This is a genomic window from Microcoleus sp. F4-D5, from assembly GCF_036704885.1.
Taxonomy (GTDB): domain Bacteria; phylum Cyanobacteriota; class Cyanobacteriia; order Cyanobacteriales; family Microcoleaceae; genus Microcoleus.
Genome location: NZ_JAUBSX010000017.1, coordinates 48411 through 74603 on the forward strand (window position 1 = coordinate 48411; position 26193 = coordinate 74603).

25 protein-coding genes are annotated in these 26193 nt (G+C 47.6%); 9 read left to right on the plus strand and 16 right to left on the minus strand.

The features are described from left to right. Positions 1-4: 4 nt before the first annotated feature. The 4 genes from QUA80_RS10745 to QUA80_RS10760 form a co-directional block, all read right to left on the minus strand. Positions 5-808 (minus strand): DUF928 domain-containing protein, encoded by an 804-nt coding sequence (locus QUA80_RS10745; protein ID WP_333423959.1) that lies wholly within the window; start codon positions 806-808, stop codon positions 5-7. A 179-nt stretch (positions 809-987) separates the two neighbouring features. Next, entirely contained in the window at positions 988-2943 is a 1956-nt protein-coding gene (locus QUA80_RS10750) for a CHASE2 domain-containing protein (protein ID WP_333423961.1), read from the minus strand. Next, positions 2943-3614 (minus strand): response regulator transcription factor, encoded by a 672-nt coding sequence (locus tag QUA80_RS10755; protein WP_333423963.1) that lies wholly within the window; start codon positions 3612-3614, stop codon positions 2943-2945. The genes QUA80_RS10750 and QUA80_RS10755 overlap by 1 nt, the downstream gene beginning before the upstream one ends. 71 nt (positions 3615-3685) lie before the next feature. Then, on the minus strand, positions 3686-3823 hold the full coding sequence (locus tag QUA80_RS10760; protein WP_333423965.1) for a hypothetical protein: 138 nt from the start codon (positions 3821-3823) through the stop codon (positions 3686-3688). Positions 3824-3976: 153 nt separating this feature from the next. On the opposite strand from QUA80_RS10760, the gene QUA80_RS10765 reads away from it, so the two are divergent. Next, a complete protein-coding gene (locus QUA80_RS10765; protein ID WP_333423967.1) occupies positions 3977-4795 on the plus strand; it encodes a methyltransferase domain-containing protein in 819 nt (272 codons plus the stop codon). A gap of 543 nt (positions 4796-5338) precedes the next feature. Here QUA80_RS10765 and QUA80_RS10770 read toward each other — a convergent pair. From QUA80_RS10770 to QUA80_RS10805, 8 genes are all read right to left on the minus strand, one after another. Next, the gene (locus QUA80_RS10770) at positions 5339-5938 is read right to left on the minus strand and encodes a Uma2 family endonuclease (RefSeq protein WP_333423969.1); all 600 of its coding nucleotides are present in this window, start codon (positions 5936-5938) and stop codon (positions 5339-5341) included. 117 nt (positions 5939-6055) lie between these two features. Next, positions 6056-6655 carry a Uma2 family endonuclease gene (locus QUA80_RS10775; protein ID WP_333423971.1) on the minus strand — a complete coding sequence of 200 codons (600 nt, stop codon included), beginning with the start codon at positions 6653-6655 and terminating at the stop codon, positions 6056-6058. Between the two features lie 79 nt (positions 6656-6734). Then, positions 6735-8948, minus strand: coding sequence for a phosphoketolase (locus tag QUA80_RS10780; RefSeq protein ID WP_333423972.1), 2214 nt, complete (start codon positions 8946-8948; stop codon positions 6735-6737). 217 nt (positions 8949-9165) lie between these two features. Next, on the minus strand, positions 9166-10389 hold the full coding sequence (locus QUA80_RS10785; protein WP_333423974.1) for a COP23 domain-containing protein: 1224 nt from the start codon (positions 10387-10389) through the stop codon (positions 9166-9168). Next, positions 10386-10628 (minus strand): hypothetical protein, encoded by a 243-nt coding sequence (locus QUA80_RS10790; RefSeq protein ID WP_333423976.1) that lies wholly within the window; start codon positions 10626-10628, stop codon positions 10386-10388. Before QUA80_RS10790 ends, QUA80_RS10785 begins: the two co-directional genes overlap by 4 nt. A 42-nt stretch (positions 10629-10670) precedes the next feature. Next, entirely contained in the window at positions 10671-11861 is a 1191-nt protein-coding gene (locus QUA80_RS10795) for a transposase (RefSeq protein WP_333423977.1), read from the minus strand. A 163-nt stretch (positions 11862-12024) separates the two neighbouring features. Next, the gene (locus QUA80_RS10800; RefSeq protein ID WP_333423979.1) at positions 12025-12354 is read right to left on the minus strand and encodes a hypothetical protein; all 330 of its coding nucleotides are present in this window, start codon (positions 12352-12354) and stop codon (positions 12025-12027) included. Positions 12355-12407: 53 nt separating this feature from the next. After that, the gene (locus QUA80_RS10805) at positions 12408-12974 is read right to left on the minus strand and encodes a COP23 domain-containing protein (protein WP_333423981.1); all 567 of its coding nucleotides are present in this window, start codon (positions 12972-12974) and stop codon (positions 12408-12410) included. Positions 12975-13654: 680 nt separating this feature from the next. On the opposite strand from QUA80_RS10805, the gene QUA80_RS10810 reads away from it, so the two are divergent. Further along, positions 13655-14260: a hypothetical protein gene (locus QUA80_RS10810; protein WP_333423983.1), complete on the plus strand. Its 606-nt coding sequence runs from the start codon at positions 13655-13657 to the stop codon at positions 14258-14260. A gap of 242 nt (positions 14261-14502) precedes the next feature. Beyond that, positions 14503-15879, plus strand: a complete 1377-nt coding sequence (locus QUA80_RS10815; RefSeq protein ID WP_333423985.1) for a cytochrome P450 — start codon at positions 14503-14505, stop codon at positions 15877-15879. Between the two features lie 537 nt (positions 15880-16416). Here the strand turns inward: QUA80_RS10815 and QUA80_RS10820 are convergent. Further along, on the minus strand, positions 16417-16704 hold the full coding sequence (locus QUA80_RS10820; protein ID WP_333328448.1) for a hypothetical protein: 288 nt from the start codon (positions 16702-16704) through the stop codon (positions 16417-16419). A gap of 492 nt (positions 16705-17196) precedes the next feature. Here QUA80_RS10820 and QUA80_RS10825 point away from each other — a divergent pair, with 492 nt between their 5' ends. From QUA80_RS10825 to QUA80_RS10835, 3 genes are all read left to right on the plus strand, one after another. Then, positions 17197-17457 (plus strand): MoaD/ThiS family protein, encoded by a 261-nt coding sequence (locus QUA80_RS10825; protein WP_333423987.1) that lies wholly within the window; start codon positions 17197-17199, stop codon positions 17455-17457. A gap of 454 nt (positions 17458-17911) precedes the next feature. After that, the gene (thrC, locus tag QUA80_RS10830) at positions 17912-19210 is read left to right on the plus strand and encodes a threonine synthase (RefSeq protein WP_333423989.1); all 1299 of its coding nucleotides are present in this window, start codon (positions 17912-17914) and stop codon (positions 19208-19210) included. 128 nt (positions 19211-19338) lie between these two features. Continuing rightward, on the plus strand, positions 19339-19614 hold the full coding sequence (locus tag QUA80_RS10835; protein WP_333423991.1) for a MoaD/ThiS family protein: 276 nt from the start codon (positions 19339-19341) through the stop codon (positions 19612-19614). 229 nt (positions 19615-19843) lie between these two features. Here QUA80_RS10835 and QUA80_RS10840 read toward each other — a convergent pair whose 3' ends face one another. The 3 genes from QUA80_RS10840 to QUA80_RS10850 all read right to left on the minus strand — a co-directional run bounded on the left by QUA80_RS10840 (position 19844) and on the right by QUA80_RS10850 (position 24050). Next, the gene (locus QUA80_RS10840) at positions 19844-21709 is read right to left on the minus strand and encodes a ribonuclease J (RefSeq protein WP_333423993.1); all 1866 of its coding nucleotides are present in this window, start codon (positions 21707-21709) and stop codon (positions 19844-19846) included. Positions 21710-21976: 267 nt separating this feature from the next. Further along, a complete protein-coding gene (gene dapA / locus QUA80_RS10845; RefSeq protein WP_333423995.1) occupies positions 21977-22900 on the minus strand; it encodes a 4-hydroxy-tetrahydrodipicolinate synthase in 924 nt (307 codons plus the stop codon). 106 nt (positions 22901-23006) lie between these two features. Next, the gene (locus QUA80_RS10850; RefSeq protein ID WP_333423997.1) at positions 23007-24050 is read right to left on the minus strand and encodes an aspartate-semialdehyde dehydrogenase; all 1044 of its coding nucleotides are present in this window, start codon (positions 24048-24050) and stop codon (positions 23007-23009) included. A 118-nt stretch (positions 24051-24168) separates the two neighbouring features. On the opposite strand from QUA80_RS10850, the gene QUA80_RS10855 reads away from it, so the two are divergent. From QUA80_RS10855 to tig, 3 genes are read left to right on the plus strand one after another with little or no spacing between them, the layout of a single operon-like run. Beyond that, on the plus strand, positions 24169-24426 hold the full coding sequence (locus QUA80_RS10855) for a hypothetical protein (protein ID WP_333423998.1): 258 nt from the start codon (positions 24169-24171) through the stop codon (positions 24424-24426). Positions 24427-24446: 20 nt separating this feature from the next. Beyond that, on the plus strand, positions 24447-24611 hold the full coding sequence (locus tag QUA80_RS10860) for a hypothetical protein (protein WP_172188025.1): 165 nt from the start codon (positions 24447-24449) through the stop codon (positions 24609-24611). After that, positions 24608-26023, plus strand: a complete 1416-nt coding sequence (gene tig / locus QUA80_RS10865; protein WP_333424000.1) for a trigger factor — start codon at positions 24608-24610, stop codon at positions 26021-26023. The genes QUA80_RS10860 and tig overlap by 4 nt, the downstream gene beginning before the upstream one ends. The last annotated feature ends 170 nt before the right edge of the window (positions 26024-26193 follow it).

Below are 26193 nucleotides of genomic sequence, written 5' to 3' on the forward strand. Positions count from 1 at the left end.
GATTTTAGGGTTTGGGTTGAGGAGGTTGGCGCTGTTCTTGACGTTGTTGTTCGATCGCCCTAATTTGTCGCAATCGATCGCTCCATTCCTTTAGCGGTTCGGCTTCGGAACTAGCGAGAGCATCTAGCAATTCCAGCACAGCCGCTTGGTTTTGAGAAGTCTCAGAGGCTTTGCGCGCTTCGGCGATCGCGTCATACCAGAGCCCGGCCTGGGCATACAGATCGATCCGCTGTTGGGGAGTTTGCGCCGCTGCAAGTTGAGTCTGCAACGACTCCGCAGGCTGAACTACTTGGATTTCTGCCGCCGCCACCACATTCCGCGAAGGTACATTCCGATCGCACACCAACACCACTTGCCACTTATAGGATTGCCCGATCGACAGTTGGGGCAGATTTGGCGGGAGCGAAAACTGCATAATTCCAGGCTGACTCTGCATCTGGGTTCTGTAGAGTGCTTGTCCCGTAGAGCTGAACAGGCGGAATTGCAGGGGATGAGGAGTGCGATCGGGTACAAACCAGGTAAAGGTCGGATGCTGAGAAATCGTCTCTCCCACATGGCTAAACGGCACCAAGACAGTCAATCCCGCCGCTGAATTAGCTTCGCAACTGCCGCCGCGAGTGGTATTCGGGCTCGTTTGTTTCGGCGCAGAAGGCTTTTTAGGGGGAGTATATTTTGCCAGCGCTACAGGAGCGATCCAGATCGAAACACTCAGCATTAAACTCGCAATGCCCGCAGAGTAAATGGTTCGACGCTTCAATCCGTGAGTCATCATCGCAATTCCCTCTGTAACTATTTCTACAGTAATCAACAATACACAAACAGAATAGAGGACTGCCCACAAGCTTCGTTTGCGGGAAAGCGCAAAGATATAGCAAGTGTGATATCAATTCCAGTTGGATCGGAATGATTTAACCGCAGAGAACGCAGAGAACACAGAGGAAGAGAAGAGAGAGATGAATAATTCGGATGCTAACTCTGAGGAACTAATTACCAGAACCAGCGCCGTTTGGCTGACCAAGTTAACTCGCACACTGTCCCCCTCGGTACATTTGGGTAGCGCCGAAATGTTCCCCCTAATTGTTTGGCTAAATTGTTTGCCAATTGCGTTCCTAATCCTGAAGGTTGGAGTTGAGAGTTTAGATATTGAGTTGTCTCCCTGTCCCAGTTCGTTTCACCGGAACTCAGCGCTTCTGCGTCAGACGGGTTCCCCCTGCCATTATCCGCCACCCGAATCACCTGCCGATCGCCTTCTTGAGTGCAAATAACGGTCAAGCGAGTGGCTTCGATCGCGTGTTTGCCGACATTGCAGAGCGCTTCTTCCAGAAAGCGGCAGAGTCCTCGCTTGTGTTCCAACCGCAGATGCGAGGTGTTCAAGGCATCGAACTGCACAATTTTGAATTTGAGCGTTTTGAGGTAAGGCAGTTCTTGTTCTAGCGTGTTGCAATAGACCTTGTAGAGCAATTCATGCAGTGGAGCCTGCAGGGCCAATTCGATCGCGCTTCCCATGCGAAGATGCGGTTCATCCGCGATCGCATCTCGCTGCACCGATCCGTAAACTGCCCGTAATTCTTGATTCAGGCGTTGCAACTCCGGTAGAAATGGCGGCGGTGTTGCTGGTTCCTGAGCGCTTCTCAAAATCGCCACCAATGTTTGTAAGGGCCCGCTATGAATCGCGTTAAAGGTCTGCTCGATCGCAAATTGACGTTCCTCCAACCGCAGTCGGAGTTCCTGTTCGTGGCGATAAAATAACGCTGCCGTCAACCCAGCCCCATTCAACACGAGTACGAGCAATACAGGTACGATTGGCACCCACCATCCCAAAAGAATGAGCCAGTAACAGAGCGCGATCGGGCTAATACTAGCGATTAAGAGCCCGATCAAAATTTTCCAGGGCGATCGCAAAAACCGTCCCAGACTTATCCCCAAAACTCCCCATGCCACAATCCAGAGATATTCCCATGCGTCTGCCCAAACCCGAAGCAACGATCGCCCATCGAGCACCGCGCTAACGATCTGACTGGTGGCGTGTGCCTGCATTTCCACTCCGTAAATCTGTCCGGGATTGATGCCTGCGATCGCGCCCGAACTTGCCAGATCCTTCGCGCTAAAAGACATCATCCCAATCAGCACAATTTTGCCTCGAATCCAATCCGGGTTGACCTGTCCCGATTTGATTTGCGAGAGAGAAAGCACGCGAAACGGCATTGTCCCGCTGCGAACATTCAGCAAAACTTGGTTGCCGCCAGCATCCGCCCCCACATATCCGCCAGAGTTTGACTGCACTCTGGTCAATTCTATGCTGCCAAAGCGCTTCGCCTCTGGGTCGCGAATTCCATTACCCAACTCAATTCCTCGGGCTGCTAAATAGCGTTCTGCCAGCCGGATTGCCAACGAAAAACGGTATTCCTGCTGGGGATTGTGAGCGCCCAATAAACCCCGGCGCTGGTAGCCATCCGCATCGAGAACGGCATCTGCAAAGCCAACCTGTTCCGATGGCAGCGCGGGCGGAGGTGCGACGGTAAAGCCACTGCGATCGGGCAGGGCAATCTCCACTCCGATCGCATTCTTGCTGCTGCGAAACACCGATGTCAGTTCAGCATTACCCGGTTCAACCGGAATATCGCGGACAATATCCAGCCCGATCGCGATCGGTTGATAAGTCTGCAACCGTTTAAGCAAATCGGCAATTTCGCGATCGGGAATCGGATAAGTTCTGGCGCGTTGAATATCTTCCTCGGTGATACTTACGATTACAATCCGTTGATCCATTGGTTCAGGGGGACGCAGCCGCAGAAATCGATCGAGCGTCACCAACTCCCAAAACTGAAGCGCACCGGTCAATCGAGCGATCGTCACAGCGACAATCACCATCACCCCTGGAAGCCCTCCTCGTCCCCAAGTCGTGACACCCGCTTTCACTGCTTGCCATCGATCGCGCTTCACTAATCGATCAGTCCTTCTTCTCTAGCTCGAACTTCCGTTTGAATCCGCAGATTCTTATCATCATCAGGATACACCTCTAGCACATCTCGAATTTTAGTCCAGTAATACTGCACGGTGCGTTCAGAAACATTCATCCGTTTGGCGATCGCAGTATCCTGCAAGCTCTCGTGAAAAGCAAATTGCAAAACCTGCATCCAGGCGGGTTTGAGTTGCAGCCCATTGCGGATCTCTCTGGGTGTATAAATCCGCTCGTGCAGCGCCCAATCAACCATTGCCAGCAAGTCTTTCATCGGCTGGCTCTTATCGACAACTGTGAAGCCGCCCATGTGATTGTCGATCGACGGTTTCAGCCAAACTAAAGTCCGAACATGGGCACTCTGCACCACAATATTCAGACTCGGATACTTCTCCATCAACGTTTTGAGGAGTTGAAGCCCTGAATTCGCTTGCGCTATTTCGCCGATCGTCTCTGGCATCACCAGATCCACAATCACCAAATCCGGGGTCATCTGCGCTATTTGCTCAAGGGCTGCCTGAGCCGTCGGAGCCGTCAGAATGTCTGCCTCTGGATATTCTTGCTTCAGAATGTTAAGCGTGCCACCTAACACCATCGCATGGTCATCCACAACTAAAAATGTTCGTTTCTGCGGTTGAGCTAGAGTTTTGGCCATAGTGCATAAAATAAAAATAGTAAGGGATGCGGGAAAATCAGCGTCTTTAGTTTAGGTAATCCGTCATCTTCTTACAATAGAGGAATTACCGGGTTTCCGTCCTGCATCTGTCCGCCAACTGTGGTTGTGGAGGTCGGCAACGAGAATTGCGCTAAAGCGCAGTTCTGATGATTGTGTTCCAAAATCCGCACTTCATTGGAATTATTCATCTCTCTCTTCTCGAACTCTGCGTTCTCTGCGTCCTCTGTGGTTAAATCATTCCGATGCCACCGGAAACGATATTACGCACAGATAACTCGAGCGGAGATTTGATTGTATTTCTCTTATGATCCTGGTATCCGAGCAAGAAGAAGGATAATTTCATGCAAGCAGAAGGTTCGTATCAAGCCAGCACGTACAATCTAGAATTTGAGGGAGAAATTCAACGGTTAAAAGCTCAAGTTCTCCTCAGTTGGGAAAAGGAAGCGCGCACTTTAAAGTGGTTTGGTTTAGCCGACGGGATGAATGTTTTGGAAGCGGGTAGCGGGCCGGGATTTTTTACCGAAAAACTGTTAGAATTGCTGCCAAACAGTTCGGTAACAGCGTTAGAAATTGACCCGGTACTGCACGAAAAAGCAGTAGCGTATTTGCAGGACAAAGGGGGCGATCGAGTAGATCGCATCCAAGCATCGGTTGCGGATACTGGTTTGGCGGCTAACACTTTCGATTTTGCGATCGCCCGTTTGCTGTTCGTTCACCTTCCCGAACCCGTCGCAGCAGCTAGAGAAATATTCCGCATCTTGAAACCGGGCGGCAAACTGGTGATTATCGATAGCGATGCGGATCTGTTTTGGCTGACAAATCCACCTTTGTCAGTCGAGATTGTCAGGGAGAAATTCAAGCAGGTAATGGCATCGCGGGGCGGCGATTTATCCACCGGGAGAAAGCTGTGCCGCATTCTCCAAGAAGCTGGGTTTGTTAGCGTTGATTTAGAAGCCGTTGTCAGCCACAGCGATATCATCGGAATAGAGGCGTTTCAACCTTTGCTTGACTCCGGCCCCATTTTGCAGATGGTCAAACAGGGGTTGATTTCAGAGTCGGAAATAGCCAGCTATCTGGTTTCGCGGGATGAGTTTGTAGCTGCGGGCGATCGATCGATGATGAGTTTTTGGTTGATGGCGTGCGGGGAAAAAAAGCAATAAAATTAAGATAGATATTTCACACAATATTGATGTACCGTCGCAGCACAACCTCTAGCACTCTCGCTACATTCCCAGCTAACAAAGCAAACTTATTTAACAGCCAACCAGGAAAAACTTCAGAATAAATTGCCCCCTCAGCATTAGGTTAAAGCTGCACGTATAGCTCTAGAATCCTATCATATCAAATCCGGTAGTATCGTCGGCCGTCAAATCTAGTCAATAGCAAAAAATCACGGATGGTGCAACCGGACTTGAGATAATCTATCTGCGTTAATCTGTGTTAATCTGCCCTCATCTGCGGTTAAACAAAGAGAATTTATGAACCGCAGATGACAATGGATTGACGCTAATTCACGCAGATGAAGGAAGAGAGATAGGAATAATTTAGTAACTTTACACATACAAGTCTAACAAATCGTTGGAGCCGATCGCGCACAGGTTGTTTGTGAGAGCCAGTGGTTGTCTGTCACATTTTAGCTTAACCAATCAAGCCGTTAGCGAAGCCCTCATAGACGATCGCACTTTTTACCAACTCCTCAGCATTCAACCCACTTGCCGAACCCCATTAAGAAACTCCGTCCTGGCCTCAATCCTTGAAGGCATTAAAACGCAGCGCACCAGCAATGCTAAATCCAACTCCGGCAAAAACTCACTTCTTGAAACTTGCTCGTAATCATCCTGGCGCAGCCGATAGACAACCAACTGATTATTTTCCCAAAACCAGACTTCTGGAATGCCAAGTCGCAGATATTTAGATAGTTTATTTGTGCTACCGCTAGTAATCGTTACTTCCACGGCTAAATCGGGATGCTCTTTTCTTGAACCTATATAATAAGACTCGTCAGGTTCAAATGATACATCTCTTGCCCGGTTTCTGCGAGTCGCACTACCTACAGGAATATATTCAATTCCCATTTCACAAAAGTAGAGTTGTAGCAAAAAGTTAAGAAGACAACTGATTGTCTCATGTTCTTCGCCCATTGTCATAAACTCGATCCACCCATCAAGATAAGTTATCCGCAAACCAGAAGAATCTGCCATTAAAGATTCGATCGCCTCAAAGTGATCCCAAGTATAATAACCAGGGAGAACCAATCGCTGTTCCGCAAGCGTAACTATTTCTTCTAAAACTTTTGCTGTCATGATTGTATAGTTAGAAGTTAGGAAAAAGTAGAAATTCTCCCGGCTAAAAACTGGGAGATTCTCGCATTATAACTTAACCAATCAGGTCGATCGCACTTTTTACCAACTCCTCAGCATTCAACCCACTTGCCGAACCCCATTAAGAAACTCTCTCCTGGCCTCAATTATTGAAGGCATTAAAACGCAGCGTACTAACAATGCTAAATCCAACTCCGGCAAAAACTCACTTCTGGAAATTTGCTCGTAATCATCCTGGCGCAGCCGATAGACAGCCAACTGATTATTTTCCCAAAACCAGACTTCAGGAATGCGAAGTCGCAGATATTTAGCGAGTTTATTTGTACTCCCGCTAGTAATCGTTACTTCCACGGCTAAATCGGGATGCTCTTTTCTTGAACCTATATAATAAGACTCGTCAGGTTCAAATGATACATCTCTTGCCCGGTCTCTGCGAGTTGCAATCCCTACAGGAAAAAATTCTATTCCGAGTTCAAAAAAGTATGCTTCCAGTAATATAGCGATCGCTTTTTTAAAGCTTTCATGTGCTTCGCCCACAGTCATAAACTCGATCCACCCATCAAGATAAGTTATCCGCAAACCCGGAGAGTCAGCCATCAAAGATTCGATCGCCTCAAATTGCTCCCAAGTATAATAACCGGGGAGAATCAATCGCTGTTCTGCAAGCGTACCTATTTCTTCTAAAAGTTGTGCAGTCACAGGTATCACCATCCTATTTTAAATATTACTAGCCCCTACCTAGCCAAAACCAGGCAGGGGCATTCACTCACATTCTAACTTAATGAACTAGCTCGATCGCCCTTTTAGTCAACGCCTCAGCAGTCAACCCGTTAAACGCCATCAACTGGCCAGCACTAGCAGTAGTTTCCCCCCGCTTCCAAGCGAAAGTATCACGCTTGCAATTGCTGCGGAGCATCACAGGTTCCAACATCCCAGAAGCACCGCCTGTCACGCCAATCAAGGCATCTCCGCCAAACAATTCGGCAAATTTCTCATCGCTCAAAAAGCCGCCGTCAGCTTCGGAACAAGTATCCCAAGCAACATCTGTTGGGCGGTACAAACGCCGGGGATTCACAACAGAAACAATCCGCACTCCAATGCCTTCTGTTTCCAAAAATGCCGCCGCTTCAAACACTGGCATTAACGTCATGTCGCCGACAACTGCAAACACAACTGTCTTATCTCCTGCTATTTCGTGCAGGACTATTGCACCGTCTTGCAAAGCTTGGCGAGTCTGTTCAAAAGTAGTGCGAATTGGCAGCGGCGACTTGCTTGCAGTAATCACAACTCCCTTATTCTTAGCAGTCAAAGCCCACTCGTAACAAGCTTGAATGCTGTTAGCATCCGGTGGGAACAAAGGAAACACATTTCCGTTCCGCATCATCGCAGCAAAATAAGCCTCTATTTCCGGCCGCTGGTGCGTCCAACCGTTGCGGCCTTGTTCCAATGCACCCGCTGTAAATAAGGTGACAGTTGCCGGAGTTGGACGGCGCAATTCTGCCATTGCTTGGGTGACAGTTTGCCAAATTGGTAAACCGTTGATGGCAAAAGATTCGTAGGAGCACCACAAACTCCGCGCTCCGAATAGCGATAAACCTGCGGCTAAACCGGCGCAAGCATCTTCGCTCAAAGGTTCGTAAACTTGACCGTTTGGCGATTGATTGTACAGGTCATCTGTCGTGGGGTGAATAATTTTGAGAGCTTGGTTGATATTGGCAATTGCCGATGCTTCATTGCCGTCAGCATTAGTCACAATAAAAGTACGATCGCGCTCGCCGACTTTCCCTACCAAACGTCCCATTGCTGTTGTCGAAATCTTCGGTTCTCCCCCAACTGCAAATTCTTCTAAAGGCAATTCGCCTAAATCTGGCAGCGGCAATGTAAACTCAGTAACAACTGTTTTTGCCGCCGGCCCGCCGCCCGCACGTTCAGCATTTGTCCGCACCAACTCCCAAGCAGCAGCAGTCAAAGCGCGCTCTTTTAAAGCACTGATAATGTGCGGAGCATCCAGCGTATCTTTCGGATAAAGGTTGTGAGATTTTGCTCCGCGCGCGTGGACGCCGGCACCTTTCAACTGTTTGATAATAAACGCAGTTAATTTGCCGCCGAGAGCAGATTTTGCCGCTTTGTCAACTCCTTCTAAAACAGCTTTTGTAAATGCCATGCGGTGTTCGAGCGAAAAAGCAGTGCTGTCAACATAATCTTCCGGTTGATTTTTATCGTCAAATTCCTTAGCATCAACTAAGATAACTTCTTCAAAACCGTTGCCTTGCCAATAAGCAATCATTTCAGCATTAGTTTTAGTCGAAACCATGCTGTGATGTTCCTGAGAATATCCGTTCCAAACCAACACGGGCAAAAAGTTAGTAACGCTGGGATAAGCAGTGTGGAAATGCGCCATGCTGCTCATCGGATAGGGTTCGCCCATACCGCCGTCGCCTATTGTGAAAGCAAACAGTTTTTCGGGGTGCAAAAGCGCTCCAGCCATTGCGAAATGCTGCCCTTGTCCGAGGGGGCCGGCCGGTGCTAAAAGGCCGGGAATGAAACCGGAAAGATGTCCTAACAAACCGTCTTTTTCTCGGAATTTATCGCGCATTTGCTGCACGTTAACAATTCCCATATCCTCCAAAGATCGATCGAGAAACATGGCACTGTAAAAGCCGGGGGCGTGATGGCCGACTTCGGTGACAATGTTCTTGTGTCCGAGCATCACCAAAGCGGCATAAGCCTCAGCTTGGCTAGCAAAACCCCCCGGATGTCCCGATGCCTTGCTGGCGGTGACTTGCAGCGTCAGGTAGCGCAGGGCGTCTGCTCCCAGCATCGTTTGAAAGACGGCTGCGGGATCGGCAGGATCGGCGATCGACTTGCTCCCATCGGCGATCGCAGGTGCTTTTCCATAAGTCTCAAAACCAGGGACTGTTTCAGAAAAATATTGAATGCCTTCGCAAAAAGCGGGCGTTGTTGACGTTGCCTGCGGGGTAGTTGCTGTCATGCTTGATACCGGAAAAATTTGAATTGGATTAATGTAAGAGTAATTTTATAGCTTCCGTGTTCCAAAAAATCATGAGTTCTATTATGTCAGTGATAAATAAGTAAAATATCTGTATTTTTAAGCTAATAAGTAGTTGTTTGAGAACGCCGACTGATTAAAAAAGTCGGGGTTCTGTGTTTACCCATTACTAATCCATCTAAAATCTCAAATCGCCAATCTAAAATTGTTCCAACCGTTCCCGAACATCGATATAAAGCACAGTGCTGCTTTCAGAAAGAGAAGGCACAGCCTTTTGATTCCCCAGCCAAACAAAGAAACTGCTCAGTGCAGGAATCGGATCTTGATCGCGGCGCAGCGTGTAGATCAAACCTTCGCAAGGCCCATTAACGCGGCTAGTCGTGCAAATCGCTTTCTGGTTATTTACAATACCCACAGTCACATAATTTAGCTGTTTATTTCGGTTATAATTCTCAAGGCGCTGAGTCACTTGTCGGCAGCGAGTTAGAGGATCGTAGCCCGAACTAGAAAAGAAATGAGAATTCCAGCGAATCCAAGGCTCCCTGAACCCTTGCGGATTTTGATACACAGTCACCGGCTCGCCCGTTGAGGTATCGCACACAAATCCTCCATAACCCAGATTCGGTTGGTTTTGATCGAAGGCGCTGCTCATAGCAAGATTGCTGAGGATATCAAAGCCGTTACGGTTATTTTCTGAAAGCAACTCCCTAAAAGCATCGATCGGGATTGCCGCGTTCAACCCCGTTTTTATCTCTTCAATCTGACCGTTCCACTGACTCCTAATTGTGCCAACAGTATCCCCCTGGCCGTGAATTCCTACCACCCTGCCATCAGCATCAAATACAGGCCCGCCGCTCATCCCGCGCCTGGTTACAGCTTGGTAGCGCAGACTATAACCTGATGAGGCGCTGCCCAAGCGAGAAGAGATGATACCAGCAGTAAACTCAAGTTTTCGTTCAAATCCCGAAATTGGCAGCGGATAGCCAGAAACGTAAATAGCAGAACCGACAACAGCACGTTCTGACTGGCCCATTGGTGCTACTGGATACTGTTCTCGGCTCTGAAACTGTATCAAAGCCAAGTCTATATCGCGGTCATTTTTTGGTAGGCGCTGTATTCTAATCGCAGCATAATCCTTCTCTAAATGAGTGCGAATGCTATATTTTTGAGCGAGGCTTGCCACCACATGATTAGCTGTCAGAACAGTGTAAATATTACCCTGTTTGGCAATAATTACTCCCGATCCACTACCAAAAAAACTCAGCGTGTTGTTGACTTCCACAGTTGTGAACATCGCTAGCTGGGCAATTTCTTCGGCTGTTTTGGCACAGGCAGCATATTGTTGGCTGACAACCGCCGTCACCGTTAATGCACCTGTCAAGATGATTGTCAGCGCGTCAAACCGCAAACTCCACACATTCATCGATAACTCCCTAGATAAGACGAGGCGAACTGCAAATATATACCGATCGGAATTCCCCAACTGGATTTAACCATTTTCTCCAATAATTCCGCTGTTTGTTCACTTCCATCTTCAAAAGCATAGACGCCAAAATTTGGATCTCGATACTTGCCCCTACCGTTAATCTTAACCAAGAAACCTTTGGCATTAAAAATCGGGCCGCCACTCATGCCGATTTTAACCTCATTTGTATAGCCCAAGCTTTGACACTCCCCGGCGTAAACGCACGGTGATTCTTTAATCTACGAGCCAATTTGCTGAGGCAGGATTTCTCCAGCCAAAGTAGAGATTGATTCTCCTAAAGCGTTGCTTGCGTCAAGCGCAAAAGTTCCGGTATGCCCTACCGTACCCAATCCTCGATTAAGGATATTCCTAGCGGCGTTTTCATCTCTATCCATTACACACCCACATTTACAGACGTGCGTTCTAGTAGATAGCGTTTTCTTTACAATTAAACCGCAGCTAGAGCATTCTTGGCTGGTATATTGCGGGTTTACCGCAACCGTAATCTTTTCAAATACTTTTGCGAAGTATTCAAGCCCTACACGGAATTGATACCAAGATGCGTCATTAATGGACTTAGCTAAACAATGATTCTTCACCATGTTTTTTATTCTCAAATCTTCGTAAGCGACTACATCGTTTGATGAGATTACGCACCGTGCAAGTTTTATTGCATGGTCTTTACGCTGCCTACTTATTTTGAGATGGCGTTTGCCTAAAATCTGCCTAGCTTTGGCCCTATTCTGTGAACCTCTTACTTTCCTGGAGACACGACGTGCTGAACGCTTAAGAACTTTTTCACCTTTTCTCAGGAATCTAGGGTTTTCCACCGTAGTTCCGTTTGAATCGGTGTAATACTCTTTCAGTCCCACGTCTAATCCGATAGTGTTACCAGAAGGCTCTGTGCTTTCTTTTCTATCGACATCCACACAGAATTGAACGTACACACCATCAGCACGTTTTACCAGTCTCACCCTTTTTATTTGGCTGATTTGGTAGAAGTGTAAGTCGCGTGTGCCTTTCAGTTTTAATCGACCAATTGCTTTTTTGTCGGTAAAATTGATTGATTTCCGATCGGCGGCAAGTTTCCATCCAGTTGATTTATACTCAACAGAGCGACAATCTTTCTGAAATTGTGGATACCCTTTTTTGCCAGCAATACCCTTCTTGCAGTTATCGTAGAATCTGGAGATAGAAGACCATGCTCGTTCTGCGCTAGCTTGTCTAGCCATTGAGTTGAGTTCGTCAGCAAAGGGAAAATCACGAGCCAGTACAGCGCAGTATTTATTCAAGTCGTATTTACCGACTTTTTTGTTATCCATCCAATACCTTATACAGCTATTGCGGACGAATTTTGCGGTACGAATTGCTTGGTCTACGGCAGTAAACTGATTCGATTTTCCGTATGCTTTAAACTCGAAAACTAGCATGGTTTTACCTCCCACCTTATGCTACACGATTCAGCATAGGATGTTCGACGAGTTATTTAAACTTTACAATTAAAGCCGTCCTAGAAGGACGGGGTTTTAGACCCAATTTCCTGATAACTTTGAGGCAAAGATTTGGGCAGCAGCACCGAAACGAAGCCGCGCGTCACCGCCGAAGCCCCAACCTCAGCACCTGCAAGCCGGCTGCCAGCACGGGATCGGACACCGCTCCTGGCTCAATACTTGATAGTGCTATTTTATACTCGATAGCGCTGGGAAACTGAACGGTAGCCAGATCGCTATCGCCCAGCAGCATCGGAACTCCCAGCGGTGGGTGGAGCAGGCCGTCGCCGGTGACAATTGTGCGATCGCCCCGGACGATGGCCCCAACGTGCCAGTTAGTCAGCACCGTATAGGTTTCCCCTTCCTGCCGGACGATCGTCCCGCAACCAGAAGATTTCCCCGTCTGGATACGCACTGCTGTTTGACGCGCCAAATTTTCCACCTCAACCCTTGGAACTGGTGACGGGATGGAAAATTTGCCCATCTTTAAGGCTGTCCGGACGGCGGGGAAAAAGAGGGCTGTTGCGCCTCATCATCCATGTTTTCCCCTAGCTTTTCGCTGACATCAATGTAAGGAATTTTACTTGCTTCATCAAAAGACGGCATCCCGACATATCCTTGCCGCCAAGCCAACAAATTATACAAAGAGCCGATCGGGTCTTGGTCGGGTCTGAGGGTATAAATCAAATTTTGACACAGCCCATTGACTTGATTTGCCGTGCAGATGACGTTCTGGCCGTTCATCTGGCCTGCAGTAATATACTTGAGCACCCGTTGGCGACGATAGGTTTCCAGGCGTTTACTCACTAATTGACACCGAGTTGCCGGATCGTAGCCAGAACCGGAGAAATAATCGGAAGTCCACTCAATCCAAGGCTCTACGGCACCTTTAGGGTTTTTGTACACCGTCACCGGCGCACCGGTCGATGTGCTGCACCAAAATCCACTTTCCCCCGGTGCTCGCCGACTGTAGCTAGGTGGAGAAGCAACCGTCAGGCCGCTGAGGGCGATCGCGGTTGCCGCCAAAACTTTTGTCAATAATTGCTGTTGCATGATTTTTTCATTCTTGTTTATGAGATTCGGGACAAAAATCACCGAATGCTGCGATAACACCCTTGACGCGCCTGTTCGTTAAAGATCCGCTGAGTAGGGAACGATGTGATTCGCGACTTCACCAGAAATTAGTTTTTCTTACGAAAACACTTCGTTACAGCCCTTATGCCTGGTTAAACAACCCGGTTTTTTTGCTCTTGATGCGTAAGTTTTGATATTGTTCGCGATTTGGGCATTCCCTCTAACCGCGCTTTCGGCGCTGTTCAAAAAGCGCTCCGAATGCGAGCTTAAAATACGCGCGCAAGTCTGAATTCCGTCCTCATTACTACTAATCAAACTCAGGCTTTTACCAACCGGAAAGAGGCTTTTCACCTCAGACCTTGGAATAGGTCGAGTTGCAACGGTACATCACACCACTGACAAGGTATTTGATATCACTTACGAGCTGTGTCGCGAGCTTGATCTGCTGAGACAGGTAGGCTGCTTGGTTACACCATTGAGGGGTTTAACCCCTCTTACCTGATCTAACACTAAAATCAAGGCATTAACAAGAACTCTTAACTTGTTTTCATCTCCGTACTGCAGGAAATACTTCTAAGTGAGTGTAATCAGGGACTAAGTGCTTTCTACCACCAAAGTTCACCCTCCATACACTGACGTTTAGTAAAGTATTAAAAACTATGAACCGTATCTGCAAACAGTTAGGATATTTAGGCGTTTGGTTAATTTTGACGGGCGGTAGCAGTTGTTCTAGCTCAGATGCAGCTACCTCGACCAAAAACCAGAGCCAACTCTTCCGAAGCGCCGATCGGTTTCAACAGCTACAGCTAACGGGAAATCAAATTGAGGCTCGATCGAGTCAATTCACGCACCCTTCTAACTCTCTTGCCTCAGTTTTAGGCAATCCTGCCATCTCAGAAAATACTGCCACCGTTACGGTTTATAAGGTAGACAATTTGTGTCAAAGTCTGAAGCCGGAAACAGTTACAGGCCCAAACAACGAGTTAATGTCATCGGCGGTTAATGAAGTGTTAAAGCAGGAGATTTTCGATAGTCTTGGTTTGGTTGGTTATCGGCTGAGGATCGATCGCAACCTCGGAATAGCTACCGTGGATCTGCGTGCCTCGGGAAATTATCGGCAGAAATTGCAAAATCTGTCCAGTTGTCAGATGCTAGGTTTGTTCGGGGGCGTGCGCCAAACTTTAACCAGTTATGCTCCTTGGCAAATCAAAACAGTCCGTTTTACAGAGCTTGGAGAGGATATTTTGAGTACGGTTCGAGAATAATCTATTAAAATTATTGAAGATAGGAATTACGCAATTTTCGCTTAAAAAAGCGGAGTTCGGAGACTTTGAATAAACGTTCAAAGCCTTTGATTCTTGTCGATCGCGACTTACGCGCAAAAACTTCACAAACCGGTTTCTCTAACCGCGGCCGATCGCAAAAACCGGATTTTTCTAGGAAAAAACCCGGTTTTTGCGCCTAAGAGTATTGATGTTCCTCAAGTCCTGCGACAACCACAATTTCTATGACACTACCTGACGGCCCCAAAAACCCCCGCTTCGTGCAGCTATTTCAATGGATTGCCGATCCGCTGACATACATGGATGTATGTGCCAAAAAGTACGGGGAGATTTTCACCGGTCGATGGAGCAACCTCAAACCATTTGTGATCGTCCACAACTCGCAAGCGATCGAGCAAATGCTCAACAGCAAAGCTTTTGACGCTCCAGGCGATATCAACGGTATTCTCAAGCCATTGCTGGGAGAACAATCCATGATTGCGAGCTCTGGAGAAAAGCACAAACGCGACCGCCAATTATTGATGCCGCCCTTTCACGGGGAACGGATGCGGAATTACGGCCAGCAAATTTGCGATATTGCTTTAGATGTTGCCAGCAAGTGGTCGGTCGATCGACCTTTTGTAGCCCGCAGCGCCATGCAGGAAGTCACCATGCGGGTAATCTTGCAAGCTGTCTTCGGTCTGGACGAAGGGCCGCGGTTACAAGCACTCAGGCCCTTACTTGCCTCAGTCGTCGACATGACCAGTTCTCCCCTGCGATCGAGTATGCTATTTCTGCCCTGGATGCAGCAAGACTGGGGCTCTTGGAGTCCTTGGGGACTGATGAAACAGCAGCAGCGGAAAATTCAGGAACTGATGGACGACGAAATTGCCGAACGCAGACTCCAACCAGACGCCAATCGCACCGACATTCTCAGCTTAATGATGGCCGCCCGCGACGACCACGGGCAACCGATGACCGATGAAGAATTGCGCGACCAGTTGATGACGCTGCTGTTTGCAGGCCACGAAACCACAGCAACGGCCCTAGCTTGGGCGTTTTACTGGATTCACCATTTACCCTCAGTGCGCCAGAAGTTGCTGCAAGAATTGGACAGTTTGGGGGAAAATCCCGACCCGATGGAGATTTTCCGCTTACCTTACCTGAGTGCAGTTTGTCAGGAGACGCTGCGAATTTATCCGGTGGGAATGCTGACGTTTCCGCGAGTAGTGCGTCAGCCAGTGGAACTGATGGGACATCAACTCGAACCGGGTACGGTTGTTTTCGGCTCGATTTATTTGACCCACAGACGGGAGGATTTGTATCCTGAACCGCTGCAATTTAAACCGGAACGGTTTTTGGAGAGACAATTCTCGCCTTACGAGTATTTGCCCTTTGGAGGCGGCAGCCGCCGCTGTATCGGCTTGGCGCTGGCGCAGTTGGAGATGAAACTGGTGCTGGCAACCATTTTGCGGAATTTTGACCTAGTATTGGCCGAGAAAAAGCCCGTACAGCCCAAACGCCGAGGGGTGACTTTAGGGCCTGCCGGCGGCGTGCGGATGTCCCTGCTGGGGCGCCGGATGCGGCAGCAGAAGCCTGAACCTGTCGCTAGTGGGGTTTAAAGTCGCAGCGGTGGCAGCGGACGATCGAACTTTCAGCTTTGAGTGCAAACAATTTAGGGAGAAGGTGCGATCGTCCGCTGCCACCATTTTTTGTAGCACCCGCTACAGATAAATAGCTAGAATCCTTAACCTGTAACCCTCACCCCCTCTCAATTTTCAAATTTTCAGTCTAAAATATTAGGAGCCTTGCAAACACAGCCTGAAAGCAAAAGTGGGTGATTGCAATAGTCCTCTTGATATCTCAAAAGCCTGCCTGCCATACTTTAAAAACATATGCATACCCTGTTATTCAGCAAGGTCGGAAGCGTGTTGGCATTGCCAGCAATCTTCCGGCCTCTTTATTTTTTGCGGTACTTGAGGCATTGGGGACAAGATGCAGAAGGCAAGGTAAAAGTATAAATTCTCCCCCTGTCATCATCTCCCCCTCTCCTCAATCTAGAGCTTCTGCCTCTAATTCCAATAGAATCAGACAGCAAGTTTAAGGAATCACTAAGGAATAATTAATAACTTGTTAAATTATCTCCTTCTGCTCTTCTCTCAATCTTCTGTTTTCAGAAATTCCGATACCGAAACAGACTTCGGCAGGCTCTCCAGATCTTGAATTTCGCTTTCGTGGGCAAAAAACTCGACTTCTTTGTCGTCAATCTCGATCTGATAGCTAGCGGTAGCTGTCACAATCCGCCGCTTTTTTTTATCTTCTATTAAAACCCAACACACGACAGGTCTTACCCACCTTTCAACGTGCTGGCTTTGCTTTGTACTTCCAAAGGCATACCAGCCTTTAGCTTCAATAATTTGAAGCACTTTAAAATCGTTATTGGCCATATATCTCTATCGCGTTAATTTCTGAATTCTTCTTAGATAAAACGGCATACTTGCTTTGCAGGAGAAAGGTTGGGAAAATCCAAGCCACATTTTAAAACCAGATTTTTGGTCATATAAGCGGTTGGCAGGGCCTTCTCTGCGTTGTTGACTGCTAAATTTAGTGCGATGTTTTTGTACTCTCCCACAACTACCGTAAAGTATTTACACCGCAGCGTCAAAAATTAGTCTCTCAGTTGCATCAATAGCAGCAAACTAGAGCTTAGCTAGCTGCATCTAAGTGGATGCCAACGGCTTATAACCCTTGGTTGGTGAGAGCGCTCGGCATACAATCCTGTTAAGAGTTTTTGCTGCAATCAACTATCATCTTGACCCGATGGGGTAAAACTTAATTAGAGGTTGCCGCTTTCAATTTTAAGCCTCGGCGCGCCTAATTCCTAATTAATTGTATGGTGTAGTTGATAATTGCCAAACCGTCGATCGCACTAAACTACCGTGTCTGACTCTTCGATTACCGTCACCGTTAAACTGTTCGCCGCCTTCGGTGAAGCCTACGGTGTTTCGGAACTTACATTAGAACTTCCTCCCGAAACCCCAGTGTCTCAAGTGCTCGAAAGCTCGATCGCCCAATATCCTCAATTAGAACAATGGCGCGATCGCACCCGCTTCGGCGTCAACATGGAATTCGTTTCCCCCGACACCATCCTCCAAGACGGCGACGAAGTTGTCCTCATCCCTCCCGTCAGCGGCGGGTAGGCTAAGTTGGTTAATCTGAAATGTTGCACCATTCTCAATAAGCTTTTTATGAACAGGCTTTCGGGCCTGTTCTTGAGAATGGTGCAAGATCTGAGTTAATCAAAAATTCGAGGTTTTGTAGTTGTGTTCGATCGCGCGACTGCCCAATTGTTAGCCCAAAAAAGATTTATTAAGTTTTGTAACAATTCCGTCGGCAAATCATCATCGAGATCGATCGGGTTCGCGTGCGGGCCTGACAATCTGGATTAAGAGCCCGATCCTGAAAACAAGCCAAATCCTTGTGGGGAGTAGAGGTTGGGCCAGAAAGCCCGCCCAAATATCCAAGTTAAATACACCGCTGTTTAACTGAAAAATCAATCCCGACTAAAAAAATCGGGTATTGTTGACGGGGTAAATTGACCGTGCTAATCTTGCACAAGACTAAGAAAACATTGCAAAACTAGAGAGTTGAGCTATGACCCAGGCGACCAGAACCCAATCCACAGCAGCAACCTTCACAGCCCTCAAATGTAAAGAATGCGGCGAAGAGTACGAACTCCAAGCCAAGCACGTCTGCGATTGCTGTTTTGGCCCGCTTGAAGTCAAGTACGACTACGACGCCATCCGCCGCACCGTCACTCGCCAAACCATCCAAGCCGGCCCCAACTCGATCTGGCGCTACCGCGAATTTTTACCAGTCGCTACAGATAACGTGATCGATGTCGGCACAGGCATGACTCCTCTATTAAAATCCCACCGCTTGGCTCGCCGCCTCGGTCTAAAAAATCTTTATATTAAAAACGATGCCGTCAATATGCCCACTCTCAGCTTTAAAGACAGAGTGGTGTCAGTCGCCCTCAGCAGAGCGAGAGAATTGGGTTTCACAACAGTATCCTGTGCCAGCACCGGTAATTTAGCTAACTCTACGGCTGCGATCGCCGCCCACGCCGGACTCGACTGCGTAGTCTTCATCCCCTCCGACTTAGAAGCAGGCAAAGTCCTAGGCACTCTGATTTACAATCCAACTCTCATGGCAGTTCACGGCAACTACGACCAAGTTAACCGCCTCTGTTGCGAAGTCGCCAACACACATGGCTGGGGATTTGTCAATATCAACTTGCGTCCCTACTATTCCGAAGGCTCGAAAACCCTCGGGTACGAAGTTGCCGAACAGCTAGGCTGGCAATTGCCCGATCACATCGTCGCTCCCCTCGCTTCCGGCTCTTTGTTCACAAAAATTGACAAAGGTTTTCAAGAATTCATCGAAGTCGGTTTAGTTGATAAAAAGAAAGTCAGATTCAGCGGTGCCCAAGCTGACGGCTGTTCCCCCATCGCCCAAGCCTTCCGCGAAGGCCGGGATTTCGTCAAACCTGTGAAACCGAATACAATAGCTAAGTCCCTCGCGATCGGCAATCCAGCCGACGGTATGTACGCCCTCGACATCGCCCGCAAAACAGGCGGCAACATCGAATCCGTCAGCGACACCGAAATCATCGAAGGCATCAAACTGCTAGCAGAAACCGAAGGCATCTTCACCGAAACCGCAGGCGGCACTACAATCGCAGTATTGAAGAAACTCGTAGAAGCAGGTAAAATCGACCCCGACGAAACTACCGTCGCCTACATTACCGGCAACGGCTTAAAAACCCAAGAAGCCGTCCAAGGTTACATCGGGGAACCCATCACCCTCGAACCAAAAATAGAAGCCTTCGAGCGTGCCCTAGAACGCGCCCGCACCCTCGAACGTTTAGAATGGCAACAAGTTTCGGTTTAATAAATAGTCATTAGTCATTAGTCATGAGTCATTGGTCATTAGTTATTGGTGATTAAGCTGCTGACTAATGACTGATTTCTCTGACTCAGAACTATCCACAACCAACAAGCAATAACTAACAACCAACCATGACTGTTAAAGTTTTAATTCCCACTCCACTGCAAAAATTTACCAACAATCAAGCCACCATCGAATGCGCCGGCGATAACATTTCCGAACTGATTGAATCGCTGGAAACAAATTGTCCCGGCATCAAAAAGAGCCTGTGCGACGAACAAGGAACACCTCGCAGATTCCTCAACTTCTACGTCAACAGTGAAGACATCCGGTTTTTGGAAGGTACAGAAACTGCTCTTAAAGATGGTGATGAAGTGAGTATTGTACCGGCGGTTGCTGGTGGTTGATTTTTGACCGCAGATGCAGGCAGATATATGCAAATAAACGCAGATAGTTATTGAATCTATCTGCGTTTATTTGCGTATATCTGCAGTTAGTTGCAAATCAAAGTTTTAATTTCTCTGATTTGTTGCAATCGCAGATGGGGCAGATCGACACAGATGAACGCAGATAATGATTAAATTAAATCGATCTGCGTTTATTTGCGTCGATCTGCAGTTGCAAATTACGATCGAACTATGAGGCGACGGAAGCTACTTTTGCAGCAGTCCGGGGACGGCGGCGGCCTGTTACTTTATTCACAGGGGCTGGTACTGGAGATGGTGCTGATGATGCTAGTTTAGGCGCTTCAATGGAAAGCTGAGATGTTTGAACAGTTTCCGAACGCACTGCTTCTTCAGGAATTTGCATCAGGAATACCAGCAGCGGATTGCTTTGCAGTTCGCGGCGCATTACCCGCTGAATTGCTTTTTCTATTTGGGTTTGCACTCCTACCCAGTCAATGTCAGCTTGCGAGTCCGCAGTGGCGGGTTTGACAAATTCTGACCAACGATCGCTCAAAACTGTTTCAATGGTTTGAATGATTAATTTGATCACAACTTCGCGATCGGCTGATGTCACTACACCTTTCAAGTGGACTTCTGGTTTGGCAACTAATTTGCCTTCCCAATTCAAAGCTGCCGCTACTGTTACAACGCCATCTCCGGCCAACTGCTGGCGTTCCTTGAGTACGTTTGCTTTGACAACGCCCGATCGAGAAGAATCTACTAATTCAATTCCTGAAGGCACTTTACCAGCAACTCGTATCGAATTTTCAGTTAATTCTACGACATCGCCGTTATCGACAATCACCATATTGCTAGCGGGAATGCCCATGCTTTGAGCCGTCTTGGAGTGCTGGATCAGCATCCGGTGTTCTCCGTGAACCGGCAAGAAGAACTTGGGACGAGTCATGTTAATCATTAACTTTTGGTCTTCTTGACAACCGTGTCCCGAAACGTGAATGCCTTTGTCGCGGCCGTAAACCACGTGTGCTCCCAGCATCATTAGTTTATCGATCGTATTTACCACTGCGATCGTATTTCCGGGAATGGGATTAGCGGAGAAAATAACTGTATCGCCCTTTCTGATTTTCAGTTCGTGATGTTCGCCGTTAGCAATGCGAGTCATCGCCGCCATCGGTTCGCCTTGGGAACCCGTCGTCAAAATTAAAACCTTGTCTTCAGCCAAATTGCGGATTTCTTTCAGCGGTTTGAAAATACTATCTTCGCATTTGATGTAGCCGAGATTGCGGCAGTGAGCGATGACGTTAAGCATCGACCGGCCCACCACTCCGACATAGCGATTGTTTTTCTTAGCCAAGTCCAAAACAATTTGCAATCGGTGTACCGACGAAGCAAAAGTCGTCACCATCACCCGTCCCGGTGCTTGAGCGATAATTCTGTCTAAATTCGGAGCAACAGAACGTTCCGAAGCGGTAAAACCGGGAACTTCCGAGTTAGTAGAATCGCTGATCAAGCACAGCACGCCTCTCTCGCCGTACTCTGCCAGCTTTTGCAAATCAAAATGCTCGCCGTCTACAGGAGTGTGGTCAATTTTAAAGTCGCCGGTGTGGATCAAAATTCCCACGGGAGTGTGAATTGCCACCGTAAAACTGTCGGCCATCGAGTGAGTGTTGCGGATGTATTCTACTAAGAAATTCTTCCCTATTCTGACAGTATCCCTGGGTCGAACCGTTCTCAATTCTGTGCGGTGAGACACTCCGGCTTCTTCGAGTTTTCCGGCTAGCAAAGCCATCGCCAAACGCGGGCCGTATATAACCGGAATTTCAAATTGTTTGAGGTGATAAGGAATACCGCCTATGTGGTCTTCGTGACCGTGAGTCACGATCATGCCTTTAATTTTGTGGCTGTTTTCCCGCAGGTAAGTCATGTCGGGAAGGACAATATTTACGCCGTGCATTCCATCTGTCGGGAAGGCTAAACCTGCATCTAAAAGAATTATTTCGTCACCGTACTCGAACACACAAGTGTTTTTACCGATTTCGTGCAGCCCGCCGAGGGGAATAACTTTTAGAGCAGATGCAGTTGTATTTTTGATCATGCGTATCCTTTGTTAGTTATTTTTGTTATTTGTCTGTTGTCTGTTGTCTTTCGTCTTTCGTCTTTCGTCTGCTGTTCTTTGGTAAGGCGATATTTTTCCAACTATTTATGGAAAACTCGCCGGCGGGTCTTTCTATCCCGTACAGTCAGTTGTCTTTTGCCTTCATTCTTCTATTTTCAGTCTTTAATCCTTGACTGTTGGCTACTTACTAACAGTTAATTACTAATGACTGATGACTCAGAACTAATGACTGATAACAACCAATATTCAGTTGTCTGAAAACTCGTTCTCGCCCGTCTTGCTAGCTGATACTGCCGCTAGCTGACTCAGTACGTCCTTTAACTTTTTAGTTACCTCAACGGGCGGATCGCACAGGGGCGGACGGGTGGAACCTACATCCCAGCCTTGAAGTTTAAGAGCTGTCTTGACGGGAATGGGATTTGTGGTGAGAAAAAGAGCTTTAAACAGGTCAAAAAGTTGCAAGTGAATCTGGGTAGCGACTTGAACTTGACCGGTCTCGAAAGCTTCGATCATCTGTTGCAGTTGTTCTCCTACCAGATGGCTGGCTACGCTAACTACACCAGATCCTCCTACCGCCAACATTGGCAAAGTTAGGGAATCATCTCCAGAATAAATGGCAAATTCAGGGGATGTCAAGCACCGAATTTGACTTGCTTGATCCAAGTTGCCACTTGCTTCTTTTACGGCCACAATGTTGGGGATTTCTGCCAAGCGAGCCACCGTCTCCGGCAACATATTTTGACCAGTGCGACCGGGGATGTTATATAACATTATAGGGAATTCTGGAGCAGATTGCGCGATCGTCCGAAAATGATTGTATAAACCTTCTTGCGGCGGTTTGTTGTAATAAGGAACCACCTGCAAACAACCATCTAACCCTAGTTTAGCTGCTTTTTTCGTAGCTGCGACTGCTTCTGAAGTAGAATTAGATCCGGCTCCTGCGATTACCAACGCCTTACCGGCCACCGCTTTTTGTACCACCTGAAATAATTCGTACTCTTCATCCCAGGTCATAGTGGGAGACTCGCCTGTTGTGCCGCACACTACCAAGCTATCAGTACCGCGATCGGCTAAATGAACTGCCAATTGTTCTGCTACCGCATAGTTAACGCTGCCGTCTTCCTTAAACGGCGTAATCATTGCAGTCAGAACCCGTCCAAACTTTACCACACTTTCTCCGATTTTAGACTGTTGATTTTTGATTTTAAATTTTTGATTTCAGATGAAAGGTTTATCTAAAATCCTCAATTTCAATTTTCCACTTGCCGGAGTTCCCCTAATTAGAAGCCGCCGCCACTGGGGTTCGCAACAAATCTTTTTGGGCCAGCAACTCAGCTATCTGCACAGCATTTAAAGCAGCCCCTTTGCGGATTTGATCGCCAGACAGCCACATCTCCAACCCGCAGGGGTGAGAAATATCTTGGCGAATCCTGCCAACTAACACCTCATCCTTACCGCTGGCTTCTGCTGGCATCGGGAAATAATTAGCTTGCCAGTCTTCTACCAGCTTCACCCCGCTTGCCTGCTTTAAGATTTCCCTGGCCTCGATCGCGCTCAAAGGCTCTGCAAACTCTAGATTAATCGCTTCCGAATGAGCGCGGAGTACGGGAACCCGCACGCAAGTTGCCGTAATTTTAATCTCGTCCGTACCAAATATCTTCCGAGTTTCGTTTACCATTTTCATCTCTTCTTCACAATACCCCAAATCGTTAATCGGGGTGTTGTGCGGAAACAAATTAAATGCTAAAGGGTAGGGAAATATATCTGTTTTGGGCGTTTCCCCCTGCAAAATTGCTCTTGCTTGAGCTTTCATTTCCTCCATCGCCCTCGCCCCCGCGCCGCTGGCAGACTGGTAAGTCGCTACAACTATGCGCTGTACCGGCTTAACTTTGTGTAGCGGCCAAACGGCAACTGCCATCAAAATCGTGGTGCAGTTGGGATTAGCAATTATACCTCGGTGAGCTGCCGCCGCTTGGGGATTGACTTCTGGAACCACTAGCGGTACGTTCGCATCCATGCGGAAAGCGCTAGAATTGTCAATGACCACTGCTCCGGCTGCCACCGCTTGCGGAGCCCATAATTTAGAAGTAGAGCCGCCGGCAGAGGCGAGCACCAGATCTACATTATCAAACGATCGCCCCGAAACTGCTTCGACCGGCAGCATCTCGCCGCCAAAAGGCAAAGTAGTGCCTGCTGAACGTTCCGAAGCCAGCAGCTTCAAGTTAGAAATCGGAAAACTCCTGCTGTGCAAGAGTTCTAGCAACTCGGCCCCGACTGCGCCGGTAGCTCCTAAAATGGCAACTCGATAGGATTGAGACAAATTAGTTTCCTCCACAAATTAAAGTCTAAACGATGGAAATCAAAAATTTAAATAACTGCAATTCTCAATATCAAACTTAATTAATGTTATGCGACATCAGGAGCATGAGAGGATAGCAATGGTGCAGTTAACCGAAACGGGCGATCGAACTTCACGATTGATTGGTGCGATCGTACCCGATACCAGTTTAGCATCTTTTGGCTTTAGCGAAGACCTCGCAGAGGATCGTCCCGCGCCAATCCGAATCGTTCTGCCAGCAGGCGCATCCGTTGACTTTGACGGGCGGCCCAAAACATTGACATCAAAGGGCGATATGTGCTATGGTGCATCGGCGATTAGTGGACTTAACCTCCACTTTCCTAGCAGCAAAAGCTAGTATCCTCACACTAAAACTGTTTGGCAAAAGCCAAAAAAGTAGCCGGTTACGACTTACAGTCTCATCCGGTAGAGGTGTTTGTAGTTGTGCCGCTACAAGTCAAAGCGTACAAACTTAAAATGCAGGCAAAGTCAGATTTGTATGTATTTTATTACACTATTGTTAAATATCAAAAAAGCCGATGAAAGTAACCCAGGAAAAACTTCCAGCTAGCCAAATTGGTCTGGAAATCGAAGTACCGTCAGAAAAGTCAAAACAAGCCTACGAGCAAGTAATTAAACAATTCGCTCGCGAGGTTAACATTCCTGGGTTCCGCAAAGGCAAAGTTCCCCGTCAAGTTTTGCTACAGCGCCTAGGCCAGACTCGTTTGAAGGCGACGGCTTTGGAAAATTTGATTAATGATTCCCTGCAAAAAGCCCTGGAACAAGAAAAAATTGCGGCAATTGGCAGTTTTGAACTGCGTACCGAGTTTGAAGAATTACTAGCTAAGTTCGATCCAGAACAGGCTCTGATTTTTTCGGCTAAGGTTGACGTACAACCTGAAGTGAAAATGGGTCAGTACACTGGTTTGCAGCTTCAAGCAGAAGAAGCTAAGTATGATGGGGCTCAGGTAGATGAGGTACTGGCAAAATATCGATCGGACAAAGCTACTTTAATCCCCGTAGAAGGCCGGCCGGCTCAATTGGGAGACATAGCTTTGGTTGATTTCTCCGGTAGATTTGCCGAAGCACCTGAAGGCGAAACTCCCGCAGAAATTCCCGGCGGTCAAGCAGAAGACTTTCAAGTAGAATTGTCGGAAAATCAGTTTGTACCGGGCTTTATCCAAGGCATGATCGGGATGAATCCCGGAGAAACTAGAGAAGTTTCCGTGCAGTTCCCAGATGAGTATAGCAGTGAAGAACTAGCGGGAAAACCGGCAGTCTTTACGATTACTCTCAAAGAACTTAAGGAAAAAGAATTGCCGGAGTTGGACGACGACTTCGCTCAAGAAGTCAGCGAGTTTGAAACTTTAGCAGAACTGCGCGAGTCCCTGGAAACTCGCTTTAAAGCAGAAAAAGAAAACCAGACATCAGCTAATAAGGAAAAAGCTATATCAGCAGCACTCGTGCAGCTAATAGACGTGGAAATTCCCGAAACAATGATCGATCGCGAAATCGATTATTTGCTGAATCAACAAGCCCTCCAATTGAAAAATTACGGTATAGATATCAACCAACTCTTTACCGAAGAAAATATGGGTCCGATGCGGGAACGCTCGCGCCCGGAAGCAATCGAACGCCTCAAGCAGACTTTAGCTTTGGCAGAAGTAGCCAAGTTGGAATCCTTATCTGTGGAAGATGCAGAAGTAGCAGCAGAAGTAGCAAAAGTCAGAAAGCAGTTTCCCAAAGGAGATTTTGACCTCCAAAGGTTGCAGGAATTTGTAAAGGAAGACTTGCTCAAACAAAAAACCCTGAAATGGTTGGAAGAAAAAGGGACAATCGAACTCGTCCCTGAAGGCTCTCTGAATCCCCCATCAGAAGAATCAGAAGCATCGGACGCTGAAGATTCAGCAGAAGCAGCCGCGAGCGTCGAAGTGGAAGTTGTAGGCGAAGAATAGAACTTAATCTGTTCAAATGTCCTAATTGGGGGCATGGAATCAACCGTGGTTTTAACCGCGCACCCGCTCCTTAACTACAAGCTGCGGGTGCGCGCCGCACGCCCGACCCTGACTGCAAGCTGCGGGTGTCTGCTAGAAGCAGCAATGATTTACAAGTAAGTGTTTTAACT